Origin of the sequence: Pyxidicoccus sp. MSG2, from assembly GCF_026626705.1 — a bacterium.
Lineage (GTDB): Bacteria > Myxococcota > Myxococcia > Myxococcales > Myxococcaceae > Myxococcus.
The window spans coordinates 3,143,115-3,157,754 of sequence record NZ_JAPNKC010000001.1 but is presented as its reverse complement, the minus strand read 5'-3'; the positions used below and the strand labels follow the sequence as shown (position 1 = coordinate 3,157,754).

The 14,640-nt window shown below is 68.7% G+C and carries 7 protein-coding genes; 5 read left to right on the top strand and 2 right to left on the bottom strand.

Going from position 1 to position 14,640, the window contains the following annotated elements:
- Nucleotides 1-35: 35 nt before the first annotated feature.
- Nucleotides 36-818 (bottom strand): TatD family hydrolase, encoded by a 783-nt coding sequence (locus OV427_RS11790; RefSeq protein ID WP_267856177.1) that lies wholly within the window; start codon nt 816-818, stop codon nt 36-38.
- Nucleotides 819-822: 4 nt separating this feature from the next.
- A complete protein-coding gene (ggt, locus tag OV427_RS11785; protein WP_420718355.1) occupies nt 823-2,577 on the bottom strand; it encodes a gamma-glutamyltransferase in 1,755 nt (584 codons plus the stop codon).
- Between the two features lie 519 nt (nt 2,578-3,096).
- Between ggt and glmU the strand changes: the two genes are divergently transcribed.
- The 5 genes from glmU (at nt 3,097) to OV427_RS11760 (ending at nt 14,614) form a co-directional block, all read left to right on the top strand.
- Nucleotides 3,097-4,500, top strand: a complete 1,404-nt coding sequence (gene glmU / locus OV427_RS11780) for a bifunctional UDP-N-acetylglucosamine diphosphorylase/glucosamine-1-phosphate N-acetyltransferase GlmU (protein ID WP_267856176.1) — start codon at nt 3,097-3,099, stop codon at nt 4,498-4,500.
- A 105-nt stretch (nt 4,501-4,605) separates the two neighbouring features.
- Entirely contained in the window at nt 4,606-6,441 is a 1,836-nt protein-coding gene (gene glmS / locus OV427_RS11775) for a glutamine--fructose-6-phosphate transaminase (isomerizing) (RefSeq protein ID WP_267856175.1), read from the top strand.
- A gap of 348 nt (nt 6,442-6,789) precedes the next feature.
- On the top strand, nt 6,790-9,243 hold the full coding sequence (locus OV427_RS11770; protein WP_267856174.1) for a type VI secretion system Vgr family protein: 2,454 nt from the start codon (nt 6,790-6,792) through the stop codon (nt 9,241-9,243).
- An 11-nt stretch (nt 9,244-9,254) separates the two neighbouring features.
- Nucleotides 9,255-10,565, top strand: coding sequence for a hypothetical protein (locus OV427_RS11765; protein WP_267856173.1), 1,311 nt, complete (start codon nt 9,255-9,257; stop codon nt 10,563-10,565).
- A complete protein-coding gene (locus OV427_RS11760) occupies nt 10,562-14,614 on the top strand; it encodes an RHS repeat-associated core domain-containing protein (protein WP_267856172.1) in 4,053 nt (1,350 codons plus the stop codon). Before OV427_RS11765 ends, OV427_RS11760 begins: the two co-directional genes overlap by 4 nt.
- Nucleotides 14,615-14,640: the final 26 nt, after the last annotated feature.

The following is a 14,640-nucleotide window of genomic DNA, read 5'->3' as shown; positions in this document are numbered from 1 at the left end:
CTGTGAGAAGTTGCAGCGAGCAGGGAGGCAGGCGCTCAGCTGCTCACCTGGAAGAAGCGGATGGCGTTGTCGCGGGCGATGCGGTGGACGATGCGCTCGGAGAGGTTGGCCTTGGCCAGGAGGTTGGCCAGGCGCGCCAGGCCGAGGATGTCCCCCGCGCCGTCGCCCGCGTCGGAGTTGAGCACCAGCCGCTCGCTGCCCAGCCGCCGCACCACCGCCACCGCGCGCTCGGCCTTGAGCGCTTCCGGGTGCAGCGTCAGCCCCGCCCAGTGGCCCACCTCGAGGATGGTGCGCACCGTGCGCGCGTTGGCGTGGTCCACCAGCACGCGCGAGGCCAGCACGCCGGACTGGCGCAAGAGCGTGAGGATGCGCCGCGTGTGGCGCTCCTTGTCCACGGTGGGCGTGTGCACCACCACGCGCAGCTTGAGGCTCCGGGCCAGCGCGAGCTGCTCCAGGAAGGCCTCTTCCTCCTCCTCGCCGCCCACGTGCAGCCCCGTCTCGCCCAGGGCCACCACGCGGCCGCCCTGGAAGTAGTCGGGCAGGGCGGAGAGGACTTCCGACAGCCCGCGCCGGGGGATGCAGCGCGGGTGCACGCCGAGCGCGGCATAGGCGCGGATGCCCACGCGCTCCAGCCGGGGGAGCTGGCGCTCCACCAGGTCGTCGAAGTGGCGCAAGAGCGCCTTGGACGTGGGCTCCGGGAAGTGGTGCGCCACCACCAGCGCCCGCTCCACTCCGAAGAAACGCATCGACTCCAGGTCCTGGTCCGTCAGGCCCTCGGGGTGCAGGTGCGCGTCGAAGATGGGAACGGGCTCTGGCAAGGCTTCAGTCCTGCCCCAGGGCCACGCCCTCGTTGCGCGGGTCGCTCGCGGAGTAGCGCAGGCCCGTCTTCGGGTCCACGAACACCGCCTCCGCGTCGCCCCACTGGTCCACCCGGCGCACCTTGTGGCCCTTGGCCTCCAGCACCGACAGCGTCGCCGGCTCCAGGCCCCACTTGTCCACCCACAGCTCGTCCGGCATGTACTGGTGGTGCACGCGGCCCTCGTTCACCGCGCGCGCCACGTCCATGCCGCTGTCCACCAGGTTGCTGATGACCTGGATGACGGTGGTGGGGATGGTGGAGCCGCCCGGGCTGCCCACCGCCAGCATCACCTTCTTCGGGTCCTCCTTGGAGAACACCAGCGTGGGGGACATGGAGGACTGCGGCACCTTGCCGGGTTGAATCGCGTTGGGCTCGCCGGTGATGAGGCCGTACGCGTTGGGCACGCCGGGCTGCGCCGAGAAGTCGTCCATCTCGTCGTTGAGCAGCACGCCCGTGCCCTTGGCCACCACGCACGAGCCGAAGCCGTAGTTGACGGTGGTCGTCATGGCCACCGCGTTGCCGTCCTTGTCGATGACGGAGATGTGCGTGGTGTTCTTGCGCTCCGGCTCCGGCGTCAGCACCGCGGGCTTGTCCGTCAGCGTGGAGCCCTGTGCGCCCGGCACCGGCGGCAGCAGCGACGCGCTCGCCGTGGCCTTCTTCGCGTCGATGGAGCCCGCGATGTCCGCGATGTGGCCGGGGGACACCAGCCGCGCCGTGGGCACGTCCGAGAAGTCCGGGTCACCCAGGTACTTCGCCCGGTCCACGTAGGCCCGCCGCACCGCCTCCACGTAGAGGTGCAGCGCCTCCGGGTCCCTGAAGGCCATGCCCTGCGGGCGCAGCTTCTCCAGGGCGCCCAGGACTTGAAGCACCGCCACGCCGCCCGCGCTCGGCGGAGGCATGGTGAGGATGCGGAAGCCGCGGTAGCTGCCCTCCAGCGGCTGGCGGGGGCGCGTCTTGTACGCGGCCAGGTCCTCCACCGTCAGCACGCCGCCGCCGGCCTGCACCGTGTCCGCAATCGCCTTGGCGACGGTGCCCGAATAGAACGCCTTCGCGCCGCCCCTGGCGATTCCGCTCAGCGTGCGCGCCAGGTCCGGCTGCTTGATGACGTGCCCCAGCGGGGGCATGTCCGGCACGCCCTCCGCGTTCTTCACCAGGAACACGCGCGAGGCCTCCGCGTCCTTGCGCAGGCACTCCAGCCTTCCGGCCCCCATGGAGTGGTAGCGCGGCGTCACCCAGATGCCCTTCTTCGCGGCGGCAATGGCCGGCGCCAGCACGACGGACGGGGGCAGCTTCCCGTGCTCCTTCAGGATTTGGAGGTAGCCCGCCACCGCGCCCGGCACCGCCACCGCCAGCGGGCCGTCCGTGGACAGGCCCGGCACCACCTTGCCGTCCTTCACGTACATGTCGCGCGTGGCCGCTTTCGGCGCCACCTCGCGGAAGTCGAGCACCTTCGTCTCGCCGCTCTTGCCGTCGTGCACCAGCGCGAAGCCGCCGCCGCCGATGCCCGAGTGGTACGGCCCCACCACCGCCGCGACGAAGGCCGCCGCCACCGCCGCGTCCGTCGCGTTGCCGCCCTTCTCCAGCATCTCCAGCGCCGCGGCGCTCGCCTGCGGGTAGGCCGTGGCCACCGCGCCGCCCCGGTACGGGCGCGCCGCGTGCGCCACGCACGTCAGCAGCACCACCGCCAGCGCCAGGCTCCGTGCCGCCGACACCGCCACGCGTGCGCCGGGGCGCGCCGCTTCACTCCTGAAGCTCGTGTCCTTCACCGGTTCAGCCTCCTCACACGGCGCGTGAACGTCCCAGCCTGGCCTTCAGTCTGGGTATGATGTTACCCAGGGGACAGAAACCCACCCTTCAGGGTCGGGACTCCGGAGCGCCTGACGGACTACAGGACTCCCGGTATGCACGAACCGACTTCCCAGAACCAGGGTTTCAGCGAGGTAGAATTTTTCCTCTTGGATTGTGTCCTGATTGGGTGCATCCTTTGGAAATCCTGAACCGTCATCGGGGGAATCGCGTATGAGCACGCCAGTCGCGCCCGAGAAAAAGACACTGCCCGGGTCCGTACCGCCCTCGGGTGGGGTGACGGTCTTCCTGAAGCCCAGCTTCGGGATTTCCGTGCAGAGCAACTCGCTGAGTGTGGCGGTCAGCGCCCGGCCTCCGCCGGTTGACACCGGGGAGGCTTCTCCTGCAGGTGCGGTTGACGACTCGATTCCCTGTCCCTAATTCTCCGCCGCATGACAGCTCTGGCGGCGGTGGTGCTGTGCGCGGGTAAGGGCACGCGGATGAAGTCGGAGAAGGCCAAGGTCCTTCACCCCATCCTCGGCAGACCCATTTGTGCGTATCCCCTGAATCGGGCCCTCGAACTGGGCGCTTCGTCCGTGGTGCCGGTGGTGGGGCACCAGGCGGAGGCGGTGGAGAAGACGATTCGGGCCTTCTTCCCGGACGCTCCGCTGCACTTCGCCCTGCAGCGTGAGCAGCGTGGCACCGCGGACGCGGTGCGCTCGGCGGAGGAGGCCCTGAAGGGGTACTCCGGCCGCATCCTCATCCTCTATGGCGACGTGCCGCTGCTGCGCCGCGAGACGCTGCAGGCGCTGCTCGCCGCGCACGACAAGGCGGGCGGGGCCCTGGCGCTCGTGTCCACCGTGCTGGAGGACCCCACCGGCTACGGCCGCGTCATCCGCGAGGGTGGCAAGGTGGCCCGCATCGTCGAGCACAAGGACGCCACCCCGGAGCAGCGCGCGGTGCGCGAGTGCAACGCGGGCATCTACTCCGTCGACGCGGACTTCCTCTGGAAGGCGCTGGCGCAAATCAAGCCGGCGAACGCGCAGGGCGAGTACTACCTCACGGACCTGGTGGAGATGGCCGCGAAGCAGGGCCCGGTGGGCTCGGTGGAGGCGGACGCCACGGAGACGGCCGGGGTGAATGACAAGGTGGAGCTGGCGGCGCGCGCTCGCGTGCTCCAGCAGCGCATCAACGAGGCGCACATGCGCGCGGGCGTGTCCATCCAGGACCCGGCCACGGCCTACATCGAGGAAGGCGTCATCATCGGCGCGGACACCGAGGTGGGCCCCTGCGTGACGCTCTCCTCGGGGACCATCATCGGCAAGGGCGTCACTATTGGGCAGGGCAGCGTCATCACCGCCTCCACCGTGGCGGACGGCACCGTCATCAAGCCCTACTCCGTGCTGGAGGAGGCGAAGGTCGGCGAGCGGAACGTCATTGGCCCGTTCGCCCGCCTGCGCCCCGGAACGGAGTTGGCCGAGGATGTGCATCTGGGCAACTTCGTGGAAACGAAGAAGGCGCAGATCGGCAAGGGTTCCAAGGCCAACCACCTGACGTACCTGGGCGACGCGAAGATTGGCGCCGGGTGCAACGTCGGGGCGGGCACCATCACCTGTAACTATGACGGGGTGAACAAGCACGTCACTGAACTGGGTGACGGGGTGTTCATCGGCTCCGACACGCAGCTGGTGGCGCCAGTGAAGGTCGGTGACGGCGCGTATGTCGGCGCGGGCACCACGGTGACGAAAAATGTGCCGCCTGGAAGCCTCGCTGTGTCTCGGACGCCACAGGTCACCAAGGAGGGCTGGGTGGCCGCGAAGAAGGCGCGCAAGGCGTCAAAGGTTCAAGCCGGCTGATCGGCGCGGCTCTTGCTTGGTGGGCAGCCAGAGAACTGCCCACACGGGTTGTAGGGGAATGCCCCGGATTGCTCTGGCGGGCGTGGGCGTGAGAGAGAGGTCGATATGTGCGGGATTGTTGGTTACGTCGGTGACAAGGAATCTGCTCCCATCCTCGTGTCCGGGCTGAAGAAGCTCGAGTACCGGGGGTATGACTCGGCGGGCGTGGCGGTGGTGAGTCGCAACCAGCTCAACGTGGTGCGCGCCACGGGCAAGCTGCGCAACCTCGAGAGCCGGGTGGTGGCGGACCAGCCGCAGGGCACCATCGGCATCGGCCACACGCGGTGGGCCACGCACGGGCGTCCGTCCGACGAGAATGCCCACCCGCACACGTACAAGAACGTGGCGGTGGTGCACAACGGCATCATCGAGAACCACCTGTCGCTGAAGGAGGCGCTGCGCGGCCGCGGGCACGCCTTCTCCTCCGAGACGGACACCGAGGTCTTCGCCCACCTCATCTCCGAGGAGCTGGAGCGCGGCCTGGAGCTGCCGGACGCGGTGCGCGCGGCCATCGAGCACGTGAAGGGCACCTACGCGCTGGCGGTGGTGTCGGCGAAGGACCCGAACCGCATCGTCTGCACCAAGAACGCGTCGCCCATGGTGCTGGGCCTCGGCGAGGGGCAGAACTTCATCGCCAGCGACGTGCCGGCGGTGCTCGAGCACACGCGCGACATCGTCTACATGGAGGAGGGAGACCTCGCCGTCGTCAGCGCCGCGAAGGTCGACATCTTCAACCGCCAGGGCCAGTTGGTGAACCGGCCCACGCGCCGCATCGACTGGACGCCGATGATGGCGGAGAAGGGCGGCCACAAGCACTTCATGCACAAGGAAATCTGGGAGCAGCCTCGCGCCGTCGGCGACACGCTGCGCGGCCGGATGCTCCTGAGCGAGGGCGACGTCCACTTCGAGGGTTGGAACCTCTCCGCGGAGAAGGTCCGCTCGCTGACCAAGATCACCATCCTGGCCTGCGGCACGTCGTGGCACTCCGGCATCGCCGGCAAGCACATGATTGAGTCGCTGGCGCGCCTGCCCGTCGAGGTGGAGCTGGCCAGCGAGTTCCGCTACCGCGACCCCATCGTGGACAGCTCGCACCTGGCCATCGCCATCAGCCAGTCCGGTGAGACGGCGGACACGCTGGCGGCCTTCAAGGAGGCCAAGTCCCGCGGCGCCACGGCGATGTCCATCTGCAACGTCATTGGCAGCGCGATGACGCGCGAGGCCGAGTTCTCCGTGCTCACCAACGCGGGCCCGGAGATTGGCGTGGCGTCCACCAAGGCGTTCACCACGCAGCTCGTCGCCCTGTACCTGCTGGCGGTGAAGCTGGGCCGGATGCGTGGCACCCTCACGGTGCAGGCGGCGCAGGAGCACCTGACGCACCTGACGCAGATTCCGAAGATGATTGAGGACGTCCTCAAGTGCGAGGCGCAGGTGAAGCGCGTCGCGCGTGAGTTCATGAACGCGCAGGACTTCCTCTTCCTCGGCCGCGGCCCCATGCACCCGGTGGCGCTGGAGGGCGCGCTCAAGCTGAAGGAAATCTCGTACATCCACGCGGAGGGCTACGCGGGCGGTGAGATGAAGCACGGCCCCATCGCCCTCATCGACGAGAAGATGCCGGTGGTGGTGATTGCGCCGAAGCAGCCGCACGTCGCCTACGAGAAGATCATCGGCAACATCGAGGAGGTCCGCGCGCGCGGCGGCAAGGTCATCGCCGTCATCGACGAGGACGACGCGCATGTCGGCGGCCTGGCCGACCACGTCATCCGGATTCCTCCCGCCTGCGCGCTGCTGGCGCCGGTGGTGGCCACCATTCCCCTGCAGTTGCTCGCCTACCACGTGGCGGAGATGCGCGGGAATGACGTGGACCAGCCCCGCAACCTCGCCAAGAGCGTGACGGTGGAGTAGCCGCCGTCACCTTCTTCGTGAAGTGACTTTCCGGAGCCCGGGTTCCCCGCGAGGGGGCCCGGGCTTCGTCGTCTCAGCCGATGAGGCCGAGCGCTTCCGCCAGCCAGCGCCGCACGTCCACGGGGAACCTGCGCGGGCATGGGCAACAGGCTCACTGGGATGTCTGTTTTGACCCTCTTTGCTTTCCTGGCTGGTCTGGCATGACTAAAGAATTACACGCATCCGCCGTGGCACCTGGAACACCAGGGGCGGGTAAATGACTTATGTGGATGCCAACGCTTGCGATTGCAATCGTCAAGAAACTAGAACTCTCTTGATTGGTTGTTCATTGCCTGGTTGGAGAACCGCATGTCTGCGTTCGACGAGCGCCGCCAGCAGTTGGCACAGATGGCGTCCACGGCCGTACAGGTCGCCAGGAGTCTTGGAGAGGGCGATGCAGGCGAGGCCATCTCGGGAGTGCTGTCGCTGCTCGGTGGTGGCAGCCCGGTGTCCGCGGTGCGCTACACGTTCAGTTCCTCGGATTCGCCGCTTGCCCCCTGGCATGTGCGGCGTGTCCAGGCACGCGAGGGCCTGTCCGAGCTCTACGAGGCCCTGGTCGACCTGGTGTTCGATGGGCCCCTGACGGACGTCGACGCGATGCTCGGCGCGACATGCACGCTGGGCATCCAGCGCGGCACGCTGTCACGCCAGCTCCAGGGCATCGTGCGTCACGTGGAGGACCTGGGCTCCCTGGCCGACAAGGCGATGGTTCGCGTCCAGGTCGTCCCGGCCCTCTGGGAACTGTCCCAGCGCGTCGACTCGTACATCTTCCAGGAGATGTCCGTGCCCGAAGTGCTCCTGGACGTCATCGAGGAGGCGCTTATTCCTTTCAAACGCAAGGTGCGCCTGTCACTTCAGCGTGAGTACCCCAAGCGCGAGTACTGCGTGCAGTACGCCGAGTCTGACCTCGACTTCATCCTGCGGCTGATGAAGGAGGAGGGCATTGCCTTCTACTTCGAGCACACCGGTGACGCAGAGGGGCTCGTCCTGGTGGACACCAATAGTCCCTTCCAGCCCCTCCAGACGCTCGACGGCGGCCCCGTGTGGATTGCCAACCAGGCCGGTGGGCTCGCGCACGTGGAGACACTCCAGGGGTTCGACTGGTCCAGCACCCTGCGCCCGACTGGCGTGGTGGTTCGGGACTTCGACTGGACACGGCCGAGGCTGAACCTGACGAAGGACGCGAAGGAGGAGCAGGAGAGCGGAAGGGAGTCCTATCTATACCCTGCGGAGCTCACCCTGTCGGAGTACGACACGGGGAACCACCGGTACACGAAGGAGGACGTGGCCGCGCGCGCTCGCCTGCTGCGCGAGGGCCAGCAGTTGGGCCGGAAGAAGGGGCGGGGGCGGGGCAACGTGACGGGCTTCTGTCCGGGGTACACCTTCGAGCTGCAGGGGCATGCGCGCGCCGAACTGGACCAAGCCTACCTCATCACTCGCATCGAACACCTGGGGGAGGCCCCCGAGGAGCGGCCGCTGTTCTCCCGGGAGGACTCCGGCGATGGGACGAAGCGGGAGCGGTACGAGAACCGCTTCGAGTGCGTTCCGCTGTCGGTACCCTTCCGGCCGGAGTACCCCCTGGCGCGCAGCCGCATCCCCGGCCTGCAGACGGCCACGGTGGTGGGCCCCTCGGGGGAGGAGATCCACACCGACACGCACGGCCGCATCAAGGTGCGGTTCCACTGGGACCGGGTGGGCCCGGAGGACGACAAGGCGTCGTGCTGGGTACGCGTGGCGCAGACCTGGGCGGGGGCCGGCTTCGGCTCGCTCTTCATCCCCCGCGTGGGCATGGAAGTCGTGGTCGACTTCCTGGAGGGCAACCCCGACCGGCCCCTGGTCACCGGCTGTGTCTATAACGGTAGCAACCCTCCACCGACGAAGCTGCCCGAGGAGCGCACCCGCAGCACCCTGCGCACCCAGAGCTCGCCGGGAGGGGACGGCTACAACGAGCTGCGCTTTGAGGACGCCAAGGGCGAGGAACAGGTGTTCCTCCACGCGCAGAAGGACCTGGTGGAGGTGGTGGAGCACGACCACACCACACAGGTGAACAACGACCAGGCCAACACGGTGGAGAAGAACCAGACCAACACCGTGAAGGTCAACCAGACCGAGAGCGTGGGCGGCGAGCAGTCCATGACCGTCTCCGGCAACCGCACCAAGACGGTGAAGAAGGATGAAACCGTCACCGTGGAGGAGAACCGCACCGAGACGGTGAAGGCCAACGAGACCGTCACCGTCAACGGCAGCCGCACGCTCACCGTGGACGGCAAGGAGACGTATTCGGTGGGCGGCACGCGCGCCAAGACAGTCACCGGCAAGGAGACCGTCACGCTGGAGGCCGGCCGGCAGACCACCGTCACCGCCAACGACGAGCTCACCGTGAGCGCCGAGCGCCTGGTCACCGCCGACGTGAAGCACCAGCTCACCCAGGGGCCCACCACCTTCACCTTCGAGGGCGGCCACGTGGAGCTCGATGCGGGCAGCTACATCAAGCTGGTGCACGGCTCGGGAGAGGTGCACATCGAGGAGAGCGGGAAGATTTCGGTGAGCTCCGGCACCGAGATTTCACTGAGCTGCGGCGGCTGCTCCATCACGCTCACGCCCACGAAGATTGAAATCTCCGGCGCGGTGGAGGTCTCGCTCGCGGGTGGAGCTGGCTCGGTGAAGCTGGACCCCGCGGGTGTCGCGGTATCCGGGCCGAAGGTCAGCTCGGCTGGAGCGGCGCTGAACGAAATCACCGGCGCGCTGGTGAAGATCAACTGACTTCCGCGCACATGGCCGACCAAGACATCCGAGCGCCCATCCTGAAGCGCCTCGAACGGCTGCGGGCCCAGTGGCGCGAGTTCGCGGAGGACCCCGAGGCCCGGCTGCTGCACTGGGTCCTCGCCCATGGCGAGTGGCAGATGCTGGAGACGTTCTTCCAGGTGGAGGACCATGAGAGCGGCACCACGCCCGACCTGTTCCTGCGCCTCACCCCCGGCTTCGAGGAGCCGTCGCGGTATGGGCTGGCCCTGGCGGAATCCCTCTCCGTGCAGTACGCGGCGGTGCGAGACGAGCTGGCGGCCGCGGGCGCGGACGCCTCCTGGCGCGCCCCCCGGCCCGCGCGAGACGCGGACGCCGTGGACGTGTTCCACGAGACGGCCGCCTCCTTCCATGCCCACCACCAGCCCCTGTTCAGGCACCTGGTGCTGGTGCTCCTGCCGGAGGGCGACGTCCCCGCCCAGGCGTGGGGGCTGTGGGTGGAGCGGGCGGTGGAGCGTGCCCGCGAGCCCCACGTGCGGCTCGTCTGCATCGACTCGCGGGAGGACCCGAGGTTGGCGGAGCTCGCCTCGCGGCAGGCGCGCAGGGTGCGCACCCGGGTGGCGGACCTGGGCATGGGCGCGGCGCTCGAGGAGGTCTCCGCCGCCGCCGGGCGCCTGGACACCCCGCATGGCCGCTACCGCCACCTGTTCGTACAGCTGGGGCGCGCCATCGAAGCCCGGGATTTGGGGCGCGCGGAGCAGCTCGCGGCCCAGGCCGCGGCCGTGGCGCACCAGCAGCAGTGGGGACACCTGCTGGTGGCCTCCTGGTTCGCGCTCGGCGCCGGCTACCTGGCGGTGGGCAGGCCCGTGGAGGCCATCCGCACCTACCGCCAAGCGGAGGCGGCGGCCCTGGAGGCCCAGTCGAGGGGAGAGCCCACCGCGCTCGCCCTGCGGCTGAAGGTGCGCCTGGCACTGGGGGCTGGGCTCGTCGCGGCTGCGTCATACGGGCGCGGCGCGGCGGTGTACGAGGAGACGGTCCCCCTGGCCGAGCAGCTCCAGGACACGCGGATGCTGCTGGAGTGCTGGCGCATGGCGGCCTACTGCCATGAGCTGTCGCGGGTCCACGACGCCTCATGGCGCTGCGGCGTGGAGGGCCTCAAGGTGGGGCAGCGGATGGATGAGGAGACACGCCGCTCGTCCACGCTGGGCTACCTGGGCGAGGGCATGCTGCGGCTCACCCGGACGTGGCAGTACCGCGAGCACGCGCAGCCGCTCCTGCAACAACTGGAGAAGCTCCTGGGGCCGCGCTGGCGGCCCTCCGACTCCCGGGGGATGCCGTCATGATGCCCGCCGCCAAGCACCTGGACCCGCTGCTGGGAATCGACATCCACATCATCCAGCCCCCCGGCCCGGTGCCGCCCATCCCGATTCCCCACCCACACATCGGCATGGTGTTCGACCCGATGGACTACGTGCCCATCCTGGGCGCGACGGTGCTGATTGGAGGACTTCCCCGGGCGCAGGCGGGCTCCTCGGGCATGGCGCTCCCGCCCCATATCCCCATGGGCGGAGTCTTCATCAAGCCTCCGGCCAACGAGTCCGAAATCTTCATGGGCAGTGCCACCGTGTCCGTGGACGGGGATGCCTTCAGCCACCTGGCCCTGCCCGCCCTGAGCTGCCAGGACCTGGGAATGCCGCCCATTCCGCGGCTCAAGAAGAAGAAGGTCGTCAAGAGCCTGGTGCTTCCGACGACGATGGTGCTGTCCATTCCCCTGCCCGTGCTGGTGGGCGGGCCGCCCACCATCTCGCTCGTCGCACTCGGCATGCGCGCGGGCATGGCGATGTTGAAGGCGCTGGTGTCGAAGGTGAAGAAGCTGCGCGCGGCACGCAAGGCGCAGAACGGTGTGCACTGCAACGCCGGCCACCCGGTGGACGTGATTACGGGCGCCAACTTCGACGAGTTCGTGGACGTCCGCTCCCCGCCCCCGGGCCTCTTCTGCTGGCGGCGCCGCTACACCACGGCCCGGGCGGACCGGCAGGGCGTGCTGGGCTGGGGGTTCCGGCACGAGTATCAGCACACGCTGCACCTGTTCCACCAGGCGTGGCGATATGAGGATGCCCGGGGCCGCGTCATCGACTTCGCGCCGCTGAAGCAGGGCGAGCGCGAGACGCGGCGGCACGGGGTGGTGCTGCGCCGCCTGGACAATGGAGACCTGGAGCTCTCCGAGGGCCGCGCGGCGCGATGGGTCATGCGGGTCGCCAAGGGGGAGGACGTCGCGCGGCCCCGCTTCGTGCGCTCCGGGCGGGCCGAGCTGGAGCTGCGCCACGAGGGCGAGCGGCTGTGCGAGGTGACGGAGCACACGCCCGAGGGAACCTGCCGCTACCGCTTCGTCCACGACGCCGCGGGCCGGATGACCGAGGTGCTCCGGATGGAGGCGCGCGGCACGCGGCGGGTGGCCCGGTACGAGTATGACCGTCATGGGCATCTCGTGTTGTCCGAGGATGCGGAGGGTGGCCGCCACGCGTACCAGTATGACGACGCGCATCGCTGGACGCGGATGCGCACTCCCTCCGGGTACGGCTTCTGGTGGCGTTATGACGCGCGGGGCCGCTGCGAGGAGACCTCGGGCGAGGATGGACTGTGGTGGGCGCGCTTCGAGTACGACTCCGAGAAGCGGGAGACCTGTGTCACGGAGCGGCAGGGGGGCATCAGCACCTTCCAGTACGACGAGAACCTCACCCTGCGAAAGCAGGTGGACCCGTACGGTGGCGTCCTGACGCGAGAGGTGGATTCGGACGGGCGCGTGCTGCGGGAGATGGACTCCGGCGGGCGCGTGACGCAGATGGTGTACGACGCGCACGGCGCCCTGGTGGGGAGAATCGACCCCTACCAGCGGATGCTGCCCCCGCCAGAGGAGCTGCCGCGCGTCCCTCCGCCGGTGATGTTCCCGATTCCCACGACGCCGCTGGGACGCTTGTTTGGAGCCATGGCGGAAGTCCTGCCACAGGCGGCGCGGGGCGCCTCGCGGACGCTGCTGTCCCAGGTACCGCGGGAGCTCCGGGAGCAGGTGGCGCTGCTCGTGCGGTTCCGCCCCGATGGGGCGGCCCAGGAGCAGCGGCTGGTGTGCACCCATGATGGCCTTGGGCGGTTGCTCAGAGAAGTCGACGCGGCGGGCCGCCACCGCGAGTGGCGCCATGATTCCTCGGGCAACACGGTGTGGCATCGGGACGCGGACGGCCGTGAGCGGGAATCCCGCGTCGGTCGCTGGAATTTGAAGGTGACGGACAGCGATGCGCTCGGGAACACCCTCCAGTACGAGTACTCATCCACGGAGCGGGTGACACGCATCGTCGACGCGGGCGGGACTGCAAGCGCCTACGACTACGATGAGAAGGACCGGCTCGTCCGGGTGCGACGGCATGGGGCGCCGCGTGACGAGTACACCTGGGACGCGGGGGACCGCCTGCTGGAAAAGCGGGACGCGCTTGGCCGAGTGCTGCTGCGCCTCGAGCACGGAGACAATGGCCGCACGGCGGTGCGCCACCTGGGCTCCGGCGGCACCCACCGCCTCGAATACGACTCGCGAGGCCGCCCGGTGCGCGCCTCCACGGACAGCCATGAGGTCGTCCTGCGGCGGGATGCATTCGGGCGGATGAGGTACGACCTGCGGGACGGTCGGGGCGTCGAGCATGTGCAGACGCCGGCCTTGCGGCGAACGACGGTGCTGGAGTCCTTCACCACAATACTCCACGCCTCCGAGCAACCCGGGGAACAGCGCCTGCGAGACCCGACGGGGCGGGAGCACTGGCTCTGGAGGGAGCCAACGGGACTGGTCCTGCGGCAGCACGCGAATGGAACCCAGGAGCTGTCCCAATATGACGACCAGGGCCGGCTCCGCGCGAGCCTCGCCTGGAAACACGCGCAGGACGGGGCGCTCCAGTCGCGCTGGGCCCGCTACGATTATTCCCCGGAGGGAGACCTCCTCGAGGCGTGGGACGGCCAGCGGGGCACGACGCGCTTCACCACGGATGCAGCGCACCGGCTGACGAGCCAAGAAGGGCCTCTGGGGGCCTTCCTGTACCGGCGCGATGCCGCGGGCAACCTGCTCGAGCAGCCGGGACTTCGCGGGGTGACGCTCGCCGCGGGCAATCGGCTGGCTTCCGCGAACGACGAGCGCTTCGTCTACGACCACCGCCACCACATCGCCGAGCGTCACGGCTGGGACGGCACATGCACGCGCTACACGTACAACAGCGCGGACATGCTGGTGCGCATCGAGGACGGGCGAGGGGAGCCCTGGACGGCCGAGTATGACGCCATTGGTCGGCGCATCCGTTGCGGACGGGGGGCACGGCAGACGTGGTTCTACTGGGACGGAGAGCGGCTTGCGGCCGAGCTGTCCCCGGAGCGGCGGCTGCGCGTGTACGTGTACGCCTCCCACGACGCGTTGGTGCCGCTGTTGTTCGTGGATTACGACGGCGAAGATGCGGCTCCCCAGAGCGGTCGGGTCCACACCCTCTTCACGAACCAGGTCGGCGTCCCCTCGTGCATCGAAGATGCGGCCGGACGCGTCGTGTGGTGGGCGAACCACATCCATCCCTACGGCCACGTCGAGGTGGACCCGTCGTCGGAGCTCGCCTTCCACCTGCGCTTCCCTGGCCACTATCACGACGCCGACACGGGGCTCTTCTACAACCGTTTCCGCTACTACGACCCGACCCTGGGTCGCTACCTGCAGAGCGATCCGTTGGGGCTCGCGGGCGGAGCCAACCTGTACGCCTACGCTCCCAATCCGCTGGTTCAGGTCGATGTGCTCGGCCTCGACCACGCCGTCAGGCCCAACGCGAACTCGAGCCACACGCCGGACGCCGAGAAGGTCCCGACCAGCGAGACCGTCCTCGGCAAGGACGAAGCATTCCTGTCAGATGGCACCCCGATGCCCGAGGGGACCCGCCGCATCGAGTACGACAACGGCGCGGCTGTCTACTACATGGATCCGCAGGGAAGACCCATCCGGGTCGAGGGCGAGCTCAATCCACCGAAGAACTATGAGCAGAAAAGCGTCTCCCACATCACACTCGAGGGATACCAGCCGGGAGTCGACCACCGGGGACATCTGATTCCGCAGCGCGGCGCGGCGGATGCCAGAAACGTCAACATCGCGGAGAACCTCATCCCCGAGCATGGCAGGAAATCCAACCAGAGTGCGAAGAGGAAGTGGGAGAACAAATCCATCTCACACGCCAAGCAGAACCCGGGCTGCAAGAGCGTCCATGAGCCCAGGTTCCACGGCGACGACATGCGCCCCCACGAAGTCAAGCATGACCTGCTGGACGCGAATGGAGAGCAGGTTCCCGGGTTCGAGACAACCATCCCTAATCCCCCGGATTGAAGAAGGGTATGAAAGGAAGCTCCAGC

Coding starts and splice junctions, on each gene's coding strand:
- glmU (WP_267856176.1), top strand. CDS start 3,097: ATGACAGCTCTGGCGGCGGTGGTGCTGTGCGCGGGTAAGGGCACGCGG.
- glmS (WP_267856175.1), top strand. CDS start 4,606: ATGTGCGGGATTGTTGGTTACGTCGGTGACAAGGAATCTGCTCCCATC.
- OV427_RS11770 (WP_267856174.1), top strand. CDS start 6,790: ATGTCTGCGTTCGACGAGCGCCGCCAGCAGTTGGCACAGATGGCGTCC.
- OV427_RS11765 (WP_267856173.1), top strand. CDS start 9,255: ATGGCCGACCAAGACATCCGAGCGCCCATCCTGAAGCGCCTCGAACGG.
- OV427_RS11760 (WP_267856172.1), top strand. CDS start 10,562: ATGATGCCCGCCGCCAAGCACCTGGACCCGCTGCTGGGAATCGACATC.